We start from the raw sequence: 19970 nt of genomic DNA, 5'->3' as shown, positions 1-19970 counted from the left end.
TATGTGGCAAGAAGAGCGGTATCAGAGAATCCGCGCGCTGCTGTCGTCATTGCAGCAGGTATCGACCGACCGCATCGTCGGAGAGCTGGGCGTGTCGCGCGAAACCGTCAGACGGGATCTGCTTGAACTGGAGGCGATGGGCGAATTGCGGCGCGTGCACGGCGGCGCCGTGCCGGTGCACAGCGAGCCCCCGTTCGCCGAGCGCGTGCACACGCGCGTGAAGTACAAGCGCGCCATCGCGCGCGCCGCGGCCGGTCTCGTGTCCAGCGGACACACCCTGTTCCTTGACGCGGGCAGCACCACCAGCGTGCTCGCCGACGAACTGGCCAAGCTGTCCGGCCTGACCATCATCACCAACTCGTTCGACGTGGCGCTGAAGGTGGGCGCGGCAGGCAGCGGCGCCAATCAACTGATCATGTTGGGCGGCGCGGTTGGCGGGCCCGTGTGCGCCACCGCCGGCGACATCACCATCGCCGAGATCCACCGCTACCGCGCCGACCTGGCATTGCTGTCGCCGGTAGGCGTCGACGCGGAGTGCGGCGCCACCAATTACGACCTGCGCGAAGCGGAAGTCGCCCGCGCGATGACGGGCAATGCCAAGCAGCTGGTGCTGTTGGCGGACTTCAGCAAGATCGGCCTGTGCAGCCGCGTGTCGTTTTGCGGCGCGGACCGCATCGATCATCTGGTCACCAACACCAGCGCGGAAAAAATGCCCGCATTCGCGGCGCTGAAGGCCGCGGCGGGCAACGTGCTGGCCGTGTAGGAAGCCGGCAGTACAGGACCGGTTCAGGGGCCGGTGGCAGCGAGGCCTCAGTCGAGCGACACCCCTGCCGTCTTCACCATGTCCGCCCAATACACCGTGTCTTCCTGCAGGCGCGTCTTGAACGCGTCGGGCTGACTGCCCACCGGCCAACTGCCGCCGCTGTTGATCTTGGCGATCACGGTGGGCGACTTCATCGCCTGCGCCACCGCGCCTGCCAGATAAGCGACGCGCTCGGGCGGCGTGCCGGCAGGGGCGAACAAACCATACCAATCATCGGCGGTGATGCCGTCCAGGCCGCTTTGCTTGAGCGTGGGCGCGCCTTTGAAAACGCCGATGCTGTTTTCGTGGCTCAGGGCCAGGATACGCAGCTTGCCCGCGGTCACCATGGGTTCGGCCGACGCCGGCGACGTGATCAGCATGTCCACCGTGCCGCCCATCAGGTCGGTGATGGCGGGCGCCGCGCCGCGATACGGCACATGCACCAGGTTCACGCCCGCTTTCTTGGACACCAGGGCGCCCATCAAATGGCTCATGGTGCCGTTGCCCGGCGTGGCGTACGTGATGATGCCCGGCTGTTTGCGCGCGGCGTCCAGATAGTCGCCCAGCGTCTTGTACGGGCTTTCGGTGCGGGCCACCAGCACCAGCGGCGCGGACGTGATCTGCGATATCGGCGTGAAGTCCTTCACCGGATCGAAGCCGACATTCTTGTACAGGCGCGGGTTGACGGCCATGACGCTGGTCTGCGACATCACCAGGGTATAGCCGTCGGGCTTGGCGCGTGACACCTGCGCCGTGCCCACGTTGCCGCCCGCCCCCGAGCGGTTTTCCACCACGACGCTCTGGCCCGTGATGACGCCCAGCTCCTGGGCGATCAGGCGCGCCACGTTGTCGTTGCCGCCCCCGGGCGGAAACGGCGAGACCACGGTGATGGCCTGCTTGGGATAATCGGCTGGCGCTTTCAGCGCCTGAGCCTGGGCCTGGCCGCTTGCGCTCCACATCAGGCCGGCCATGGCCAGGGCGGCTGTCCCGCAAGCGTGCAATGCATGGTGCTTCATCTGGATTTCCCCTTGAGTCGGCGGCCGGATACTCGGCCGTCCTTTGCATTCCGGTTCGCCATGAACCGTCCGCACCCCGTCGGCAAAAGCCGCCGGGGCGTATTGATCGGGTTGATGCATCTGTCGTCGCGCCGCGCGGCCTCTACGGGCCACTGTGGCGCTTGTGCCCTGGACGGGCAGCGTCAATGCACGGCGTCAGCCAGCGGGAAACCGGTAGCCCGCCAGCTCGCGTTCATCGATCTGCTTGACCAGGTTGGTCTCCCAGGACAGGTACTGACGCGCCGCGGCCTTGTTGCCGTCGTGGCGGTCGTGCACGAAAAACAGGTAATCGATGCACTCGGTGTCGGTGGGAACGGCAGGGGTGGATTCCAACGCGATGCCCGCTGCTGCCCAACCGGCTGGCGTGCCGGTGTTTACCTTGACGTCCGTCAAGCCCAAGGCGGTCAGGTCTTCCATTGCCCACGCCGCGATGGCCGCGTCTTCGGCCAGCAGGACGACGGGGCGGGCGGGATCCAACGCCAGGCGGTCCAGGCGCGGGCGGATCGACCAACGCGCCCCCACGATGTGGCTGGCCCGATAGCGCATGCCCGGGCGCAAATCGACGGCCTGGGCGCCCTGCGCCAACGCCGCGGCCACGCCGGCATCGGACAGCGCCGACACGACGGGGGTGTCCGTGGCCGGCGCGTCGTTTTTCAGTTCAGCAAGCACGCCCTCTTTCAGCACGCAGGCATCCCAGCCCATCTGCCGCAGCCAGCTGGCCACGACCGGCGCGCGCACCCCTTCCGCATCGAACACGACGATGCGGGCGCCGCGCACGGCCAGGTATTGGTCGGTGGCCTGCACCAGTTGCCCGCCCGGCGTGTGCTGGGCGCCGGGCAATGAACCCTGCGCGAATTCCTCGGCGCTGCGCACGTCGCACAGAAAGGTGCTGCGCGTGTCGTCGCGCAGCCATGCCTGTACCGCGCCCGCATCGACCATCGGCACGCCATGGCGTTCAGCCAGTTGCGCCGAGCGGGCGGCAAGCGTCGGCAGTTCATCGGACGCCACGCCGTCGTCGTAGCGGCGGCTTGCGCCGTGTTCCAGTTGCAGATCTTCCAGATACCAGCCCTGCGTGCCGTTCTCCAGCGCATAGACGGGATTGGGCACGCCCAGGTTGATGAGGGTCTGCGCACCGATAATGCTGCGCGTGCGGCCCGCGCAATTGACGACGATGGTGGTGCCGGGATCCTTGACCAGCGTGTGGGCGCGCAGCGCCAGCTCGCCGTTCGGGCAGCAGATGCCGCCGGGAATACTCATCTTCTGGTATTCCGTGAAGGGCCTGCCGTCCAGCACGATCAGGTCGTCGCCGCGCCGTTGGCGCTCGGCCAGTTCACGCGCGCCGATACGCGGCGTGTGGAAAACTTCTTCGGCCAGTTCGCCGAACGTCTTGCTGGGCACATTCACGCCGGCAAAGGCGGCATAGCCGTCCTGCTGCCACTGCGCAATGCCGCCCGCCAGGCGATGCACCTGGCGGTAGCCCAGCTTTGCCAGCGCCCGGGCGGCACGCTCGGCGGTGCGGTCGCTGCCGCCATCGTCGTACACCACGACCCGAACATCGCGACGCGGGGCCAGGCGGACGATATCGATTTCAAGCCGGCTGTATGGCACCGGCGCCGCGTAGAACAGGTGCGACTCGCCGTATTGGCCGTGTTCGCGCACATCCAGCAAGGCGATCTCGCGGCCGTCATGCAGCCATTGCTTGAGCGTGTGCGAGCCGATATCTGCGGCGCCAGGGGCGGAGGTGGAATGCATCATGAGATTCGTAGGGAACGGGGGGAATGGGTCAGCGCGGACAAGCCTTGTTCAAGGTCGCCGATCAGGTCGTCGGGGTCTTCCAGGCCGATATGCAGGCGCAGCATCGCGCCGCGGGGCGTCGGGTCAGGCAGCGCACGTGAATTCAGCTGCGCCGGGATCACCAGGCTTTCAAATCCGCCCCACGATGCGCCGATGCCGAACAGACGCAGGCGGTCGATCAGCCGCTCGGCATCCGCCATGTCGAACGCTTCGCTCAATTCGATCGTCAGCAGACCATTGGCGCCGGTGCAATCGCGTCGCCAGATCGCGTGCGACGGGTGGCTGGGCAGGGCCGGACAAAGCACGCGCGCCACCTCGGCGCGGCCTTGCAGCCATTCCGCCACCCGCAACGCGTTCCTGGCGTGCTGCGCCATGCGTAGCGGCAGCGAACGCATGCCGCGCAGCACCAGGAACGCGTCGTCGGCCCCGACCGTCTGGCCGAAGTCGATGGAGGCGCGTTCCAATGCGCGCCAGGCGCGGCGGTTGACGACGGCAGCGCCCATCATCACATCGGCATGTCCGCCCAGGTATTTGGTGGCCGCCAGCAGAGAGATATCGGCGCCCAGCGTGAGTGGTTTGTGTATCAAACCCGACGCCCACGTGTTATCCACAGCCAGCCAGCAATCGTGTTTTCGCGCAGCTGTGGATAACTCGGTGAGGTCCGGCATCTCGTAAGTCAGCGACCCGGGGGACTCTGCATAGATCATGCGGGTATTGGGCCGGATCAGCGCCTCGATGCCGGCGCCGTCCGGCCGGTAGAACGTGTATTCGATGCCCAGCCGCGTCAGGTGCTCGACGCAGAAGCGACGCACGGGTTCGTATACGGCGTCGGTCACTAACACGTGGTCGCCGGTCCGTAGATAGGCCAGCAGCACGGTTGCGATCGCCGCCTGCCCCGTGGGGTACAACGCGGCGCGATAGCCCTGTTCCAGCTCCACCAGCGCGTCTTCCAGCGCATGCGTGCTGTCGGTGCCGCGCGCGCCGTAGGACGGCAGGCGCTCTTGCTCGCGGCGTTCCCGCGTGTCGCGCCAGGCGGCGACGCTATCGAAGACGTAGGTGCTGGCACGCGTGACGGGGGTGTTGACCCACCCTTGATGAGGGCGTCCCGCGCGCAGCAGGCGCGTGGCGGACCGGTAGGGCTTGCTCATGGTCAGCGGCGGGTCTTCACGCCGATGGGCATGATCTTGCAGGTGCCCGCTTCCAGGTCGAAGCCCAGGCGCTCGTTCAGCGTCTCGAGCGCGCGGCCGTACATGTGCAGGTGGCGGATGACGCTGTCGCCCTGGATTTCGACGGCATGGATGTCGTCGGGCATCAAGGCGATACCGGCACCGGGGCCGACCACGACCGTTCCGGTCTTCTCCAGCCGCCCCACCCCAGGCACCGACCCGTCGTCGGTGCGGTCGTAGACGTAGTTGTATTCCACGCCTTCCACGGCAGCGATACAGGCCCAGGTGGTGTGATTGTGCGGCACGATCTTGTTGCCGGGACGCATGACGTTCAGGTAAAGCGCATAGCCCTTGTCGTCGTCTTCGGCGATCAGGTAACGCGCCTGGCGTTCACCGTCTTCGGGCGCAGCGTATCGCTCGCCCGTCCACCAGTCGGTGTGGCTGGCCAAGCCCACCAGCTCTTGCAGGACCTCGTCGAGGCTGTCGCGGTTCAGCCCCTTATTTCCTACAGTTTTTTTAATATTTCCAATAGCGGCATCGATGCCGGCCTGGTGGGGGTGCGGGGTGCTCACTTTGGATTTTCCTCTTGTTTCATGAGTTATTGCGTTTACTGTATCGCCCAGGCCGCGCATCAACAATTTAAATTGCCTTAACATTCCATTAGCAACGCTAATACTTTTAGAGGCTGACATGCGCAATTTGGATCTGGACCTGCTTCGCACGCTGACAGCCATCGCCCAGCACGACACGTTTTCGGAAGCGGCCAACCGGCTGCATAAGACGCAGTCGGCCATCACGCAGCAAATGCAGCGGCTGGAATCCACCATCGGCCTGCCCCTGTTCGAAAAACAGGGGCGCAACAAGGTGCTGTCGTCGCATGGGCGGCGGCTGGTGGAATACGCGCGTCACATGCTGGCGATCAACGATGAGGCGTTGCGCGCGCTACAGGATGGGCCGTTGGAGGGAGACCTGCGCCTGGGCGCGCCGCTGGACGTGGCGGACACCATCCTGCCCACGCTGCTGACGCATATCGCGCGTTCGGCTCCCCGCGTGAAGTTGGAGATCCGCGTGGACCGAAGCCCGTTCCTGATGGATGCCTTGCGTGCCGGCGAGATCGACCTGACGATATCCACACGCTTCGACCAGGACTTCGAAGGCGTGGCGCTGCGCACGTCGCCCACCGTCTGGCTGGCCTCCGCCGACTACGTGCATGACGTGCACGCGCCGGTGCCGCTGGTGCTGGCGGACGAGCCCAGCATCTTCCGCCGGCTGGCCCTGAACGCGCTGGAGCAGGCGCGCGTACGCTGGCACACCAACTATGTGGCGCCCAATCTGGTCGGGATCAAAGCCGCGTTGCGCGCCGGCCTGGGGGTGACGGCCCGCAGCGTGGAACTGCTGGGGCCCGAAATGCGCGTGCTGGGGGAAAAGGAAGGGCTTCCGCCCTTGCCGGACGTGACTTACTTCCTGTGGATAAGGCGGGATCTGATCAACCCGCTGACGCGGCAGGTCTACGACATGCTGCGCGCCAACCTGGGTCTGGCGCAACAAGGCGACGCGGGCGGCACGCCGCCGCCCGATCAGTAACGGTCGAAGATGGCCTGCAGGGCGGCCGTGTCGCGGGTGACGGACAGGCCCAGCATCAGCAAGATGCGTGACTTTTGCGGATTCAGGTCGCCAGCAGCGATGAAGCCCAGGCTGGCGTCGTCCAGTTCGACATCGCGTGCCACGAATCCACTGCCTGTACGGCTCGCGCGGACCACGGCCGTGCCGCCGGCAACCGCGCGGCTCAGAGCATCGACGCCCAGATCGGTGGCGTTGCCGTCGCCCACGCCGGCCAGCACGATGCCGTCGGCCAGGCCAGCCAGGAAGTCGATCAGGTCGGCCTGCAGATTGGCATGCGCGTAGACGATGTCCACGCGCGGCCAGCCGGCCTGTTGCAGCAATGCGAGTGAAAACTCGCTTTGCGTGGTGTGGGTTGTGGTGTTGCGCGAATAGAAGCACGGCACGCCGCCATGCATGACGCCCGCACGGCCACGGTTGGGCGAAGCAAAGGCGCACAGGCCTGCGCTGGCGATCTTCTGGATCTCGCGCGCGTAATGCACGTCTTCGTTCATCACGACCAGCGGTCCGCGTCCGCGGGCGTCGGGGTGGCGCGCCAGCGCCACCGCGTTATACAGGTTGGCCGGCCCTTCGGCGCCCAGCGCCGTGGCAGGACGCATCGCGCCCACCAGGACGACGGGCTTGTCGTGCGGAATCACCAAGCTGAGGAAGTACGCCGTTTCTTCAAGCGTGTCGGTACCGTGCGTGATGACGATACCCGCCACCGAGGCGTCCTGGCACAGGGTTTCCACACGTTCGGCCAGCGCGCGCCAGACCTCGTGCGTCATGTTCTGGCTACCGACATTCGCCACCTGTTCGGCGCGAATGTCGGCAATGCCGGCCAACTGCGGCACGGCAGCCAGCAAATCGTTGACGGAGAACGACCCCGCCTTGTAGCCCGCCGACGTGGCGTCGGCCTGCGCGCCTGCGATGGTGCCGCCGGTAGCCAGCACCGCGACAACCGGCAGCGCGTGCTCAGGCATCCACGACTCCGGACAGGCCTTGGCGTTCCAGCAGCGAATTCAGGTGTTCCCACCCGTGGAAATCGATGACGATCTGGCCCTTTTCCTTGGCGCCCACCTTCAGGGCGACCCGCGTGCCCAGATGATCGGACAGCGCTTCTTCCAGACGCGTCAGATCGCGCGAGACGCCGTTGGCCTTCTTGCGCGGCGAGGAAGCCGATTCGGTTTCCTTGGCGGTCTTGGTGACCAGCTTTTCGGCCTCGCGCACCGACAGGCGGCGCGCGATGATCTGGTTGGCCAACTGGATCTGCGTCGCGGCGTCGACGGCCAGCAGCGCACGAGCATGGCCCATGTCCACGTCGCCGGCCAGCAGCATCGTCTGAACGGGCGCCGCCAGATTCAACAGGCGCAGCAAGTTGCTGGTGGCGGAACGCGAGCGGCCGATCGCCTGCGCGGCCTGTTCGTGCGTCAGCCCGAATTCATCCAGCAGGCGGCGCACGCCATGCGCCTCTTCCAACGGATTCAAGTCTTCGCGCTGGATGTTTTCGATCAGCGCCATGACGGCCGCGTTCTCGTCCGCCACGTCGCGCACCAGCACCGGTACTTCTTTCAAACCCGCCAGTTGCGCGGCGCGAAAGCGGCGTTCACCCGCGATGATCTCGTAATGGCCGGGCGCGGTGTCACCCAGCGCGCGCACAAGAATGGGTTGCATGATGCCTTGCGTGCGGATCGATTCGGCCAGCTCACCCAGGGCGCCCTCGTCCATGCGCGTGCGCGGCTGATACTTGCCGGCGCGCATCTTCGAGATAAGCAAGGTGGATGGCGGACCCTCGGGCTTGGCCGCGACGGCCTTGCCGATGTTGTCGATCGCCGGCGCGTCCGCGCCGAGCAAGGCGTCCAGTCCGCGACCCAATCCCTTGGGTTTCTTGGTGGCCATAGTTAAATCCTCTTTCCTTCTGTTTTTGTATCCCGAGCCTGGCTCAGGCGTCCGTCTGCTCGGCGGGCAGGCGGTACCAATACGCGTAACAGTCTTTGAAGCCGTAGCGGCCATACAAGACGCGCGCGGCGGTGTTCTCCGGCTCGACCTGCAAGTACGCCGTTGTCGCGCCGCTGGCGGCGCCTTCGGTCAATAGGTAATCCACCAGGGCATCGGCGTAGCCTTTACGCCGTTGCCCCGGGTCCGTGACGATGTCGAACAGGCCCAGCAGGTCGTCATCGCGGACGGCCAGGCCCGCAGCAACGCACTGCCCCGCCGCGTCGAACGCCAGCACCGGCTGCTTATCCACAGCCAGTCCTTGCAGACGCGCTTGATGTTCACCGGCGTGTCCCGGCGCCGAGCCACGCATGGCCCCAACCGCCTGCGCGAAGCGGCTGGTGTCGACTATCCTGAAATGCAGATCGCCCCGGACGCTGGGCCTGGGGGCGAGCGACATGCTCATGACTCGGGTCTCGCCGGTAAAGGTGTAGCCGCGGGCCTCCAGTTCGGCGTCCAGCGAAAAATCGGGGCCGATGGAGGTAATGCGCAGCACCATGGGCAAACCATGGCGCGCATACAACGAAGAACAATACGCCAGCCGCTCGTCCAGCGGACGTGTGGATAACCCCAGCACGTTCACGCTGCGTACGCGCTTGGCTTCCGAGTGCGCAAAGCGCACCAGCCAACCATCATAGAGCACCTGCGCACCGACCGCTGTCGCGTTCAACGCGGCCTCTTCCAGACGCACGCGCAGGCGGTCGCGCACATCGGCGGGCGGCGTGCGGGAAACGTGCGTGGCGGTCGGGGAAAAGAGCGCGGCAACAGACATGGCAAGACTTACTTCAGGTCTTTCCTGACGCGTTCGATCATTTCGGCACCGAACGAGATGTAGGCCTGCGCCCCGCGTGACGCGCGGTCATACACGACGCCGGGCATGCCGTAACTGGGTGCTTCGGCCAGGCGCACATTACGCGGTACGACAGTCTTGAAGACCTTGTCGCCGAAGTGCGCTTCCAGCTGGGCGGACACTTGCTGTTGCAACGTCATGCGCGGGTCGAACATCACGCGCAGCAGGCCGATGACGCGCAGGTCGTCATTGATGTTGCGGTGGACCCGCTTGATGGTATTGACGAGGTCAGACAGCCCTTCCAGCGCAAAGTACTCGCACTGCATCGGAATGATGACCCCATGAGCGGCGGCCAATCCGTTGAGCGTCAGCAACGACAGCGTCGGCGGGCAATCGATCAGCACGAAATCGTATTGGCCCGTGACCGTATCAAGCGCGGCTTTCAATTGGCGTTCGCGTTCGTCCATCTGCACCAGGTCGATCTCGGCGCCGGACAGCTCGCGATTGGCGGGCAGCACGTCATAGCCGCCGGATTCCGACTTCACGCGGGCCTGTTCAATGGTGGCCTCGCCGATCAGCACCTGGTACAGGTTGGATTCCAGCGCGTTCTTGTCGATACCGCTGCCCATCGTGGCATTGCCTTGAGGGTCCAGGTCCACCAGCAGCACGCGCTGATTATGCGTGGCAAGGCCCGCCGCCAGATTGATGGCGGTCGTCGTCTTGCCCACACCCCCCTTCTGGTTGGCGATGCAGAAGACGCGGGCGGTTGTGCTGGGGGGTAAGTTCTTCATAGGGTTCCTTGACTGCGTCCTTCACCGCGCTCTTCGCCGCGGCGCATCCAGATCAGGCAGCGCTCTGCTTGCAGCTCCGGTACCCGGAGCGGCTGAATATGGTCGACTTGCCATTCCCCGCGCGCATGCAACGCCTGAATTTCTTCATCGGGGACCTTGCCCTTCATGGCGACGAGGGTACCATCGATGCGCACATGGCGACCCGCGAGCTGCGCAAAATCGTCCAACGACGCGAAGGCTCGGGAGGTAACGATGTCGCACTCGGCCGGCGCAAGCGTTTCGATGCGCGCGTGGAGCGCCTGCAAGTTGGGCAAGGCCAGCGCGCCGCTCATCTGACGCACGAACGCGGTTTTCTTTTCAACGGCATCAATGCACGTCACGGACCACATGGGCCGCATGATCGCCAGAACGACGCCAGGCAGGCCGCCACCCGATCCGACGTCGTAGACCTTGGCCGAGGCGTCAGCGACGCCCGGCGCCTGGCTGAAGGGGCCCACGGCGGCCAGACTGTCGAACAAATGCTGGATCAGCATCTGCTGGGGATCGCGGATGGCGGTGAGGTTGTACGTCCGGTTCCAGCGTTGCATCTGGGACAGGTAATTCAGCAGCTTGGCGTGCGCTGCGTTGTCGACGGGCAGCCCCAACTGCTCGCATGCGCGAGAGAGGCGGCCGGCCATGTCCGCGCCGGCCGGATCGGTATGCGCGGTCATGCGGCTTGCTTGCGCGAGCCGTAATGCAAGCGCTTCAGGTGGATCAGCAACAACGAGATTGCGGCGGGGGTGACGCCAGAGATGCGTGCGGCCTGGCCGACGGTTTCCGGGCGATGCGTCTTCAACTTCTGACGCACCTCGAACGACAGGCTCGTCACCGCGTCGTAGTCGACGTCCGCGGGGATAGGCTGTTGCTCGTGCGAGATCTGCTTTTGGACTTCGTCTTGCTGGCGGGCGATGTAGCCGGCGTACTTCACCTGGATCTCGACCTGCTCCGCCAGGACGTCGTCTTCGACGACACCCGGGCCGGCCAGCAGCGAGCCGTCGGCGTTGCGCGCGGCCATCAATGCTTCATATGAAACATTCGGGCGTTTCAGCAAGTCTGCTAGTGAGTACTCACGTTCAATTGCCTTGCCCAGCAACGGTTCAGCTACCTCAACCGGCATGATGCGCGGATTCACCCACGATGACTTCAACCGTTCGACTTCCGCCGCCACTGCATCGCGCTTGCGGTTGAATGCATCCCAGCGTGCGTCGTCGACGATGCCCAATTGGCGTCCGATTTCGGTCAGGCGCAGATCGGCATTGTCTTCACGCAGGCTCAGGCGGTATTCGGCGCGCGAGGTAAACATGCGATAGGGTTCGGTGACGCCACGCGTCACCAGGTCGTCGACCAGCACGCCCAGATAAGCTTCGTCGCGGCGCGGCGTCCAGGGATCACGGCCCAGCGATTGCAGCGCGGCATTCACGCCAGCCAGCAGGCCCTGGGCAGCCGCTTCTTCGTAGCCCGTCGTGCCATTGATCTGCCCGGCGAAAAACAAGCCGCCGATCGCCTTCGTCTCAAGGGTGCTCTTCAATCCACGTGGATCGAAGTAGTCGTATTCGATCGCGTAGCCCGGGCGCATGATGTGCGCGTTCTCCAACCCCCGCAGGGAATGGATCAATTCCAGCTGCACATCGAACGGCAAACTGGTGGACACGCCGTTGGGATAGACCTCGTGCGTATCCAGCCCTTCCGGTTCCAGGAATACCTGGTGGGATTCCTTGTCGGCAAAGCGGTGGATCTTGTCTTCGATGGACGGGCAGTAGCGCGGCCCCACCCCTTCAATGACACCGCTGTACATCGGTGAACGATCCAGGCCGCCGCGGATGATGTCGTGCGTCCGGGCATTGGTATGCGTGATCCAGCACGGCAGCTGACGCGGGTGCATGGCCACATTGCCCATATACGAGAACACGGGCACGGGATCCAGGTCACCCGGCTGTTCTTCCAGGATGCTGTAGTTGATCGAACGCCCGTCGATGCGCGGCGGGGTACCTGTCTTCAGGCGTCCTTGAGGAAGCTTGAGTTCCTTCAGACGCTGGCCCAGCGAAATTGCCGGGGGATCGCCGGCACGGCCGCCGGAGTAGTTCTGCAGGCCCACGTGGATCAGACCGTTCAAGAACGTGCCGGCAGTCAAGACCACCGTCTTGGCGCGAAACTTCAGGCCGACCTGGGTCACCGCGCCCACCACCTTGTCGCCCTCCACCATCAGGTCCTCGACCGCCTGCTGGAACAACCACAAGTTCGGCTGGTTTTCCAGACGGCCGCGGATGGCCTGGCGGTAGAGCACCCGGTCAGCTTGCGCGCGTGTTGCACGGACGGCGGGGCCTTTGGAACTGTTCAGGATGCGGAACTGAATCCCGGCCTCGTCCGTTGCCAAGGCCATCGCGCCACCCAGGGCGTCGACTTCTTTGACAAGGTGGCCCTTCCCAATCCCGCCGATGGAGGGATTGCAAGACATTTGGCCAAGGGTCTCGATGTTGTGCGTCAGCAGCAGCGTCTGTGCGCCTGCGCGGGCTGCTGCCAGCGCCGCTTCAGTGCCGGCGTGGCCGCCACCGACGACGATGACATCGAATTCGCGGGGATAGTCCATGATGGGGAGAGAAAGATAAGAGAGCGTTCGGTGCTCATTATAGAGGCAGGGGTGGCATGTTTCACGTGAAACATATAACGGGCCAGGATTGGGTGCCTGTCCTCCACTTGACGTCGACATTTGGCAACGGAAGCCGACCCTAACGCCACGAATATGTCGGCATCTGCCGGTTTCCGGCCGGCGATGTTTCACGTGGAACACGTCATGGGGGGAAGGTGAGCGAACCACGTACACGGAACACGAACGTCATCGATCGATGTTCCACGTGAAACATCGGTGCTATTGCCGTCCCCGGCGGACAGCGGGAGGCAACTATGCGGCTAAACCTCCCGCACCTTGGCATTGGGCGTCGCCATAACCCGGTTGTTTCACGTGAAACATGGCGCGCCCGTACAGTTCATCGGCCCCTACCAACTCAAACCGCCCGTATGTGGATCGACATCTCGGTGACTCTGCTGGACTATGCCCGCCAGCGTCGAGGTGCTGCAGTGGAAGACATCGCGGTTCGCTCCTACTCGTCGCGCTAGGCGCATCAACGCCGTTGCTGTTTCACGTGGAACATCACGTGCAGAACATTGACTCGGCTTCTAGCTGCATTGTTCCACGTGAAACACCACTGATAGCGCTTGAATGGAAGCACGTCGCCGTCGGTAATTAGGCGCGCAGTGCGCGTCTTCCACGTTAAACGTATTCACAATACGTCGCGCTGCGAGCCTCGCCATCAAGAACTTCCAGTTGTTCCACGTGAAACACCGGCAATTTGGGGACATTGAAACCCAGGTAATAGGGATTGCGATGGCGGATTCATCGTTTCAACACACCAATCCAGACGGAAAAATGTGTGCCCACACCTTTGGGATCAGTGATTAGAAAAGAAAGGTGGAGTGAAAAAAAAGCGATTTTTCTACCCCTACCCTACCCCTTGCCGAAAATATCGTTAATTTTTTAGGTTTCACGTGAAACAGGTTCGGTCCAACCACAAAAAAAGACATGCCTGTGCAACCCGACAAGATCCATTCGGCTGGGTTCCGTTCTGCAGCAGCCAGCGAATTTCAGGAATTCTGCCGCCGTCCGTAATCGTGTTTATTCACAGCAAGCAGTGGATAACCATGGGGCAGAAAATGACGCGAATTTATCCCTGCCTAACTTTCCACTTATCAACAACCCGACCATCAGAAGCGATGAGCCTTGGAGAGAATTCACGTGGAACAACTTTGGGGATAACTTGCTAATCCGGGCTGCCAAGGCAAGCAGGGAAGACCACCGAACCTGCTTCGCGCGCTAACCGCCCAGATATTCGAAAAGCCTCAAATATCCACCCCGTGTCATAGGGAGCGGCGTTCAAAGACAGACACTGAATGGGCCTGAAGAGCCCCGAATACGGGCGGCATTTTCCGCGTAGGGATACAGAGAAAAAGACGTGGAAAACTTTGTGGATAAGATTGAGCTATCGAGTCGATAAGTCCTTCAAACCACCGAACGGAACAAGCACTTGAAGGGAACTCCATACCCGCCGCCGAGTCAAAATGCCGCGAAGGGTAATGAGGCAAGTTATCCCCATGGTTGTCCCGCCTTGCTTCACACTCACGTCTGCGTATCAGCCGCAACGTCGAGCTGCCGCCACCAGATCATTGACGCTACAAGTATCTTGCTAGAGCCGGAGCGGCCGCGCCATCATCCATTTGGACGAGGCCAGCGGTTTCATGTGAATCCTGTGGAAAACTCGGTTTTTCTTTCAGATGACAATTCGCGGTCAGACGTGGAAACGTCAACGCCCATGTCAACGCCCATGCGGCCAGCCGCCGCCGACCTGGTTCGGCATACTCGATCGGGCCGATAAAAACGACCGCCCCGCTCGCACTGGGACCGCACTATCCCCATTTCTATCCACAGGCAGAGACCCTCCGATTTTGGCTAATCCGGGGGTTTTTCTGTGCATAACCGGGATGGGGATATCTTTGTGAACAACCCTCTTTTTCCGGCCTAAAAAATGGCCTGTGAGGGCGGCTAAAGATAATGGGTAATGCCACTGCCTGCCTGCCACCGCCGCCGGAAAATGGCTCCAAAAGCCCGTTTTCCCTGGGGAAACGCCACGTTTCACGTTAAGCAGCCGCCATCAGTCCGGGCCACCGGCGTCTAAACGGTGCGCGTTGAATGGCTTATAAGCAATATTGAAAATCTGTGCAAAACCCTCGGTTCAGTGATGCCGGTGATTCATTACTGACCACAAAAATCTGAAGGCCCCAAAATAATTATCCACAGACTTATCCAAGGCTAGAGGATATGTTAGTGATTACTAACTTCCGCATCGAAGCCGTGCGATCAGAACATCGCGGCGGGGGGAGAACGTTTCGACAGCCCAAACGAAACAACGCCCCAGACTCGAAAGTCTTGGGGCGTTGTAGCCAGGTCGGACCTGGCGGACGGGAAAGCGGGATTTCCCGATTTAGAGCGGGCGAATTTCGGCCGCTTGAGGTCCTTTCGGACCATCCTTAACTTCGAATTCGACTTCCTGGCCTTCGTTCAGGCTGCGATAGCCGCGGCCCTGGATGGCGGAAAAGTGTGCGAAAACATCGGTGCCACCAACGTCCGGCGTGATGAAACCGTAACCCTTGTCAGCGTTGAACCACTTAACTTTGCCCTTCTGAGCCATTTTTTCTAGCGTCCTGTAATTGAATCGAATTGCAATGAATCAAGGACGCCGTGAGAACTGAACGACCGGTAGAAATACCTGCGTTGCTGCTGCGTTCCCGCCCGTCGCCAAGCAACAGAACGAGTCCGCGCGCTGCTTGAATCAACTGCGGAATCAGCATACTCACCCCGCATTACGCGCTCATATTGTTGTTTACCCCAATGTCGCATTTTTCTGACTGGAAGCGAATTACCGCTAGGCGGAATTTGGCTGCCGGCGCGCCAGGAAGGCGTATATCGGGCCTGTCACGATCACGACAAACACCATGCGCGTGACGTGAAACGCAGTGACCACCGGCACGCCCAGTTGCAGCACCTTGGCGGTGATCGCCATTTCGGCGATGCCGCCCGGCGTGGTGCCCAGGATCAGGGTGGGCACGGGCGCTGCGGACCAATAGGACAGCAGAGCCCCCAACCCGAAAGCCAACGCCAAAGCCCCCATCGTGAATGCCGCGACGACGGCGATGAAGCGGGGCGCCGCGCGGAAGAAATCCGGGCGGTAGCGATCGCCTAACGACCATCCGATGAACAGCTGCCCGACCTTCGGAACGAAGTCGGGCAAAGCCGACAATTCGATGCTGGAAGCGGTCAGCAACATCGCCACCAGCATGGGTCCAAGCACCCACGGATTCGGCAGGCGCAGCTTCATGAAGAACAGGCCGCCAATGCAAGTCAATGCAACCAGCGCGGCCAGGCCTGCGACATCCACCGTCTTGGGACCTGGCACCGTGGGGTCCAGCCCCGCCACGCCCCACCATTGGAAAATGAACGGTACGGTGACCACGACCAGCAGCACGCGCACGCTGTGCGCGGTCGCTACACGGTCTATTCGCGCCCCGTGGCGTTCCGCCAGGCTGGCCATTTCACTGGCGCCCCCGATGGCCGACGAAAACCAGGCGGTCTTGAAGTCGGCGTCGGTAAACCGGCGCAACATTGCGGTGCCCATGAACGCCAGCGCCAACGCGAACAGCATCCCCACGATGATCGGCCCCGCGTTGGTGCCGATGTGGCCAAGCACCTGCGGCGTGAAGTACAGGCCCAGTGACGTGCCGATGACCCATTGCCCGCCGTTGCGCGCAGGCCGCGGGCACACCGTGCCCAAGCCCGCGATACGTGTCGCCGCGGTCACCAGCAACGCGCCCAGCATCCACGGCAAGGGCATATGCGCCCACACCGCCAGCTGCGCGCCAGCCAACGCGATCAACAATCCGCCCAGCACCCTCAACAACATGTTTTGACCCACGATCCCATCCACGTGCTTAGCTAATACGAAAAACGAATTATGAGTTAGTGGGATACTTACGAAAACTTTCTTTGCCTACCAGCGTTCACCTTCGCGTCCACCATGATCCGATCCAAACTTCCCGACGTCGGCACCACCATCTTCACCGTGATGAGCCGCCTGGCCATCGAACACAAGGCCATCAACCTGGGCCAGGGCTTTCCGGACTTCGATCCGGATCCGGCGCTGTGCGCGCTGGTGACCCGCGCGATGGCTGAAGGCCATAACCAGTATCCCTACATGCCGGGCGTCGCGCCGCTGCGCGAAGCCATCGCCGCCAAGACGCGCGAACTCTACGGCCATGCCTACGATCCGGAAACCGAAATCACCGTTACCAGCGGCGCTACCGAAGCCCTGATGGCGACGGTGCTGGCCGCGGTGAACAGTGGCGACGAAGTGGTCGTCATCGAGCCCTGCTATGACTCCTATCTGCCGGCGATCCGCCTGGCAGGCGGTACGGCAGTGCCTGTGCCGCTGCGCGCCCCGACCGAGGCCGACCCCTACTACCGCATCGATTGGCAGCGTGTGCGTGACGCCATCACGTCCAAGACACGCCTGCTGATGCTGAACTTCCCGCACAATCCCACTGGCGCCGTGCTGGAAGAAAGCGACCTGGACGCGCTGGAGGCCATCGTGCGCGATACCGGCGTGCTGTTGGTGTCCGACGAAGTCTATGAACACATCGTCTTCGACGGCAAACCGCACGCCAGCGTGGCGCGCCGCCCCTTGCTGGCCGAGCACGCATTCGTGATCTCGTCGTTCGGCAAGACCTACCACACCACCGGCTGGAAGATCGGTTACTGCTGCGCGCCCCGCCAGCTAAGCGCCGAGCTGCGCAAGGTGCACCAGTTCATGGTCTTCACGGTGCCCTCTCCCATGCAATTCGCATTGGCCGAGTTCATGCGTGACCCCAAGCCGTACCTGGACCTGCCGGCGTTTTACCAAGCCAAGCGCGACCGGCTGTCGCAAGGGCTGGCCAAGACGCGTTTCCGCCCCCTGCCCAGCCCCGGCACGTTCTTCCTGCTGGCCGATTACAGCCAGATATCAAAGCAGAACGAAGCCGACTTCGCGCGTGACCTGACGGTGAACCATGGCGTCACGGTGATTCCCGTTTCGGCCTTCTACCGCCAGCCCGATGCCGCCGAATCCAATCACCGCATCGTGCGTTTCTGCTTCGCGAAGAAAGACGCCACGCTGGATACGGCGCTGGAGCGCCTGGCGAACGTCTGACGCCTCGAAACGAAATATGAGCATTCACTCATATTCTTGAACAAAAAAAGGGGCGCCTCTAAGCGCCCCTTTGCAATTTCCGGCGGCAGCCGACGCGGGGGCCGATCAGTTCGGCAACCCCGCACCGCGGTTCAAACCGGACCAGCGGCAATCTTCCTGGCCTGGCGCATGCGGCGCATCAACTGCGGCACCACCACCACTGCGGCGGCGCCAATCCACATCGAGATCGACACCGGGCTGGCGAACAGCACCGCGACATCGCCGTCAGTCATTGACAGCGCGCGGCGCAGATTCTGCTCCATCATGTTGCCCAGCACGACGCCCAGCACCAGCGGCGCCATCGGCACGCCGAACTTGCGCAGGAAGTAACCCAACGCGCCGATGCCAGCCACCAGCAAGAGGTCGAACGTGCCCGCGTTGATGGCGTAGACGCCGATGTAGCTGATGCACAGGATGCCCGGCACCATCAGCCAGCCAGGCACCGACAGCACTTTCGAGAACAGGCGAACCAATGGCACGTTCATGATGAACAGCAGCACATTGGCGACGAAGAGCGATGCGATCAGCCCCCACACCAGTTCCGGCTTGGTTTCGAACAGCACCGGACCGGGCGTGATGTTGTAGAGCGTCAGCGCGCCCATCATGACGGCGGTGGTGCCCGAACCCGGCACGCCCAACGTCAGCATCGGCACGAATGAACCGATAGCGGAAGCGGTTGCGGCGGCTTCCGGCGCGACCAGCCCGCGCATGTCGCCCTTGCCGAACTTCGCATCCGGATCCTTGGCTTCGATGATGCGCTTTTCCTGCGAATAGGCCACTGCCGCCGCCACGCTGGCGCCCGCGCCAGGCAGCACGCCCACGCCAAACCCGACCAGCGCGCTGCGCACCACGCTCCACCACGTAAACGCCATTTCTTTCAGGTTAAAGAGCTTGCGGCCGCTGGAGGTGACCTCCACGCTGTGGCCCGCCATTACCTTTTCAAGCATCTCCAACATTTCGCTGACCGCGAACAGCGCAATCACCACCACCACGAAATCGACACCGTCGGCCAGGTGCACCGAATCGAAGGTATAGCGGTATACCCCTGAATTCGCGTCCACGCCCACCACCGATATCGACAACCCGATCATCGCCGCGAGCACGCCCTTGACCGGCTGTTTTCCCAGCAGGCTGGTCAGGCAGCAGAACGCGAAAATCATCAGCACGAAGTACTCGGCGGGGCCAAAGGCCAGCGCCCACTTTGCCAGCATCGGCGCCAGCAGGATGATGCCCACCACCGACACGATCGCGCCGAAGAAGGCCGACCACGCCGACAGCGACAACGCCACGTTCGCCATGCCCTGCCGCGCCAGCGGATAGCCGTCCAGCGTCGTCATGATGGCGCTGGCCTCGCCCGGCACGTTGAGCAGAATGGCCGTGATGCGGCCACCGTACTCGGCGCCCACGTATACCGCCGCCAGCAGGATCAACGCGGTTTCAGGCGGCAGGTTCATCGCGAAGGCAATCGGGATCAGCATCGCCACGCCGTTCACGGGCCCCAGGCCCGGCAGCACGCCAACCAAGGTGCCGATGAACGAACCAATCATGGCCACCAGGATGTTCGTCAGCGAAAAGGCCACGCCAAAGCCGATCGACAGATGATCAAGAATGCCGCTCATATCAGGGTCTCCAGCAGTCCGCCCGGCAGGACGACGTCCAGCACCTTGTCGAACAGCACGAAAAAGAAAAGGCTCATGACGACGCCGCCGATTGCGCACTTCACCCAGCCGCCGCCGAACAGGCGTCCCACGAACACGGTCATCAGCGAAGTCGCAACGACAAAACCCAGCCACTGGAACAAGAAGGCATAGGCCACGGTGAACGCCATCATCAGCGCGATGCGCCCGTTGGCGCCCGGCGGGTTGGCTTCGACCGCATGGCCGCCCTTGTAGACCAGCCACAGCCCGCACAGGCCGATAATGCCGGCCAGCAGCAGCGGGAAGGCGCGCGGGCCCACGGGTTCGTAGGCGAACGGGGCTTCAATGCCCCACCCCGCCGCCGTCATGAAGGCGGCCAGCGCCAGGGCGCCGACACCTAGGATTCGATCATTCATGATCCACTTTTCCGTTGTGGTGGGACCGCGCGGCGCAGCCGCCCCCGCCGCCGCTGG

The 19970-nt window shown here is 63.1% G+C and carries 17 protein-coding genes; 3 read left to right on the top strand and 14 right to left on the bottom strand.

Annotated features, from left to right (window positions below; all coding sequences use genetic code 11):
* Position 1 precedes the first annotated feature (1 nt).
* Entirely contained in the window at positions 2-763 is a 762-nt protein-coding gene (locus tag CQ050_RS04680; protein ID WP_105555676.1) for a DeoR/GlpR family DNA-binding transcription regulator, read from the top strand.
* A gap of 47 nt (positions 764-810) precedes the next feature.
* Here the strand turns inward: CQ050_RS04680 and CQ050_RS04675 are convergent, their stop codons facing one another.
* The 4 genes from CQ050_RS04675 to CQ050_RS04660 form a co-directional block, all read right to left on the bottom strand.
* A complete protein-coding gene (locus CQ050_RS04675; protein WP_105555675.1) occupies positions 811-1818 on the bottom strand; it encodes a tripartite tricarboxylate transporter substrate binding protein in 1008 nt (335 codons plus the stop codon).
* A 195-nt stretch (positions 1819-2013) separates the two neighbouring features.
* The gene (locus tag CQ050_RS04670) at positions 2014-3609 is read right to left on the bottom strand and encodes a rhodanese-like domain-containing protein (RefSeq protein WP_369868256.1); all 1596 of its coding nucleotides are present in this window, start codon (positions 3607-3609) and stop codon (positions 2014-2016) included.
* Positions 3609-4799 carry a cystathionine beta-lyase gene (metC, locus tag CQ050_RS04665; RefSeq protein WP_105555673.1) on the bottom strand — a complete coding sequence of 397 codons (1191 nt, stop codon included), beginning with the start codon at positions 4797-4799 and terminating at the stop codon, positions 3609-3611. The genes CQ050_RS04670 and metC overlap by 1 nt, the downstream gene beginning before the upstream one ends.
* 2 nt (positions 4800-4801) lie before the next feature.
* Positions 4802-5389 carry a cysteine dioxygenase family protein gene (locus CQ050_RS04660; protein ID WP_105555672.1) on the bottom strand — a complete coding sequence of 196 codons (588 nt, stop codon included), beginning with the start codon at positions 5387-5389 and terminating at the stop codon, positions 4802-4804.
* Positions 5390-5507: 118 nt separating this feature from the next.
* On the opposite strand from CQ050_RS04660, the gene CQ050_RS04655 reads away from it, so the two are divergent.
* Positions 5508-6401: a LysR substrate-binding domain-containing protein gene (locus tag CQ050_RS04655; RefSeq protein WP_105555671.1), complete on the top strand. Its 894-nt coding sequence runs from the start codon at positions 5508-5510 to the stop codon at positions 6399-6401.
* On the opposite strand, the gene CQ050_RS04650 is transcribed toward CQ050_RS04655, so the two are convergent.
* From CQ050_RS04650 to CQ050_RS04615, 8 genes are all read right to left on the bottom strand, one after another.
* Positions 6395-7399 carry an asparaginase gene (locus CQ050_RS04650; protein ID WP_105555670.1) on the bottom strand — a complete coding sequence of 335 codons (1005 nt, stop codon included), beginning with the start codon at positions 7397-7399 and terminating at the stop codon, positions 6395-6397. The genes CQ050_RS04655 and CQ050_RS04650 overlap by 7 nt on opposite strands.
* The gene (locus CQ050_RS04645) at positions 7392-8315 is read right to left on the bottom strand and encodes a ParB/RepB/Spo0J family partition protein (RefSeq protein ID WP_105555669.1); all 924 of its coding nucleotides are present in this window, start codon (positions 8313-8315) and stop codon (positions 7392-7394) included. Before CQ050_RS04645 ends, CQ050_RS04650 begins: the two co-directional genes overlap by 8 nt.
* A gap of 43 nt (positions 8316-8358) precedes the next feature.
* The gene (locus tag CQ050_RS04640) at positions 8359-9183 is read right to left on the bottom strand and encodes an N-acetyltransferase (protein ID WP_105555668.1); all 825 of its coding nucleotides are present in this window, start codon (positions 9181-9183) and stop codon (positions 8359-8361) included.
* A gap of 8 nt (positions 9184-9191) precedes the next feature.
* Positions 9192-9992 carry a ParA family protein gene (locus CQ050_RS04635; RefSeq protein WP_105555667.1) on the bottom strand — a complete coding sequence of 267 codons (801 nt, stop codon included), beginning with the start codon at positions 9990-9992 and terminating at the stop codon, positions 9192-9194.
* Positions 9989-10702 carry a 16S rRNA (guanine(527)-N(7))-methyltransferase RsmG gene (gene rsmG / locus CQ050_RS04630; RefSeq protein ID WP_105555666.1) on the bottom strand — a complete coding sequence of 238 codons (714 nt, stop codon included), beginning with the start codon at positions 10700-10702 and terminating at the stop codon, positions 9989-9991. The genes CQ050_RS04635 and rsmG overlap by 4 nt, the downstream gene beginning before the upstream one ends.
* Positions 10699-12618, bottom strand: a complete 1920-nt coding sequence (gene mnmG / locus CQ050_RS04625) for a tRNA uridine-5-carboxymethylaminomethyl(34) synthesis enzyme MnmG (RefSeq protein ID WP_105555665.1) — start codon at positions 12616-12618, stop codon at positions 10699-10701. Before mnmG ends, rsmG begins: the two co-directional genes overlap by 4 nt.
* A 2446-nt stretch (positions 12619-15064) precedes the next feature.
* Entirely contained in the window at positions 15065-15271 is a 207-nt protein-coding gene (locus CQ050_RS04620; protein ID WP_006216596.1) for a cold-shock protein, read from the bottom strand.
* A 234-nt stretch (positions 15272-15505) separates the two neighbouring features.
* Positions 15506-16540 carry an AbrB family transcriptional regulator gene (locus CQ050_RS04615; RefSeq protein WP_105555664.1) on the bottom strand — a complete coding sequence of 345 codons (1035 nt, stop codon included), beginning with the start codon at positions 16538-16540 and terminating at the stop codon, positions 15506-15508.
* Between the two features lie 114 nt (positions 16541-16654).
* On the opposite strand from CQ050_RS04615, the gene CQ050_RS04610 reads away from it, so the two are divergent.
* Positions 16655-17821, top strand: coding sequence for a pyridoxal phosphate-dependent aminotransferase (locus CQ050_RS04610; protein ID WP_105555663.1), 1167 nt, complete (start codon positions 16655-16657; stop codon positions 17819-17821).
* Positions 17822-17952: 131 nt separating this feature from the next.
* Here the strand turns inward: CQ050_RS04610 and CQ050_RS04605 are convergent, their stop codons facing one another.
* Positions 17953-19479: a tripartite tricarboxylate transporter permease gene (locus tag CQ050_RS04605; protein WP_105555662.1), complete on the bottom strand. Its 1527-nt coding sequence runs from the start codon at positions 19477-19479 to the stop codon at positions 17953-17955.
* A complete protein-coding gene (locus CQ050_RS04600; RefSeq protein ID WP_105555661.1) occupies positions 19476-19913 on the bottom strand; it encodes a tripartite tricarboxylate transporter TctB family protein in 438 nt (145 codons plus the stop codon). The genes CQ050_RS04605 and CQ050_RS04600 overlap by 4 nt, the downstream gene beginning before the upstream one ends.
* Positions 19914-19970: the final 57 nt, after the last annotated feature.

Origin of the sequence: Achromobacter sp. MYb9 (genome assembly GCF_002975275.1) — a bacterium.
GTDB lineage: Bacteria > Pseudomonadota > Gammaproteobacteria > Burkholderiales > Burkholderiaceae_B > Achromobacter.
The sequence above is the reverse complement of the archived record's forward strand: the minus strand, read 5'-3'. Positions and strand labels throughout refer to the sequence as shown.

Excerpts from the sequence above, each read along its gene's own strand:
- CQ050_RS04645 (WP_105555669.1), bottom strand. The coding sequence starts at position 8,315 with ATGGCCACCAAGAAACCCAAGGGATTGGGTCGCGGACTGGACGCCTTG.
- CQ050_RS04615 (WP_105555664.1), bottom strand. The coding sequence starts at position 16,540 with ATGTTGTTGAGGGTGCTGGGCGGATTGTTGATCGCGTTGGCTGGCGCG.
- CQ050_RS04635 (WP_105555667.1), bottom strand. The coding sequence starts at position 9,992 with ATGAAGAACTTACCCCCCAGCACAACCGCCCGCGTCTTCTGCATCGCC.
- CQ050_RS04680 (WP_105555676.1), top strand. The coding sequence starts at position 2 with ATGTGGCAAGAAGAGCGGTATCAGAGAATCCGCGCGCTGCTGTCGTCA.
- metC (WP_105555673.1), bottom strand. The coding sequence starts at position 4,799 with ATGAGCAAGCCCTACCGGTCCGCCACGCGCCTGCTGCGCGCGGGACGC.
- rsmG (WP_105555666.1), bottom strand. The coding sequence starts at position 10,702 with ATGACCGCGCATACCGATCCGGCCGGCGCGGACATGGCCGGCCGCCTC.
- CQ050_RS04650 (WP_105555670.1), bottom strand. The coding sequence starts at position 7,399 with ATGCCTGAGCACGCGCTGCCGGTTGTCGCGGTGCTGGCTACCGGCGGC.
- CQ050_RS04670 (WP_369868256.1), bottom strand. The coding sequence starts at position 3,609 with ATGCATTCCACCTCCGCCCCTGGCGCCGCAGATATCGGCTCGCACACG.
- CQ050_RS04655 (WP_105555671.1), top strand. The coding sequence starts at position 5,508 with ATGCGCAATTTGGATCTGGACCTGCTTCGCACGCTGACAGCCATCGCC.
- CQ050_RS04640 (WP_105555668.1), bottom strand. The coding sequence starts at position 9,183 with ATGTCTGTTGCCGCGCTCTTTTCCCCGACCGCCACGCACGTTTCCCGC.
- CQ050_RS04610 (WP_105555663.1), top strand. The coding sequence starts at position 16,655 with ATGATCCGATCCAAACTTCCCGACGTCGGCACCACCATCTTCACCGTG.
- mnmG (WP_105555665.1), bottom strand. The coding sequence starts at position 12,618 with ATGGACTATCCCCGCGAATTCGATGTCATCGTCGTCGGTGGCGGCCAC.
- CQ050_RS04675 (WP_105555675.1), bottom strand. The coding sequence starts at position 1,818 with ATGAAGCACCATGCATTGCACGCTTGCGGGACAGCCGCCCTGGCCATG.
- CQ050_RS04620 (WP_006216596.1), bottom strand. The coding sequence starts at position 15,271 with ATGGCTCAGAAGGGCAAAGTTAAGTGGTTCAACGCTGACAAGGGTTAC.
- CQ050_RS04600 (WP_105555661.1), bottom strand. The coding sequence starts at position 19,913 with ATGAATGATCGAATCCTAGGTGTCGGCGCCCTGGCGCTGGCCGCCTTC.
- CQ050_RS04605 (WP_105555662.1), bottom strand. The coding sequence starts at position 19,479 with ATGAGCGGCATTCTTGATCATCTGTCGATCGGCTTTGGCGTGGCCTTT.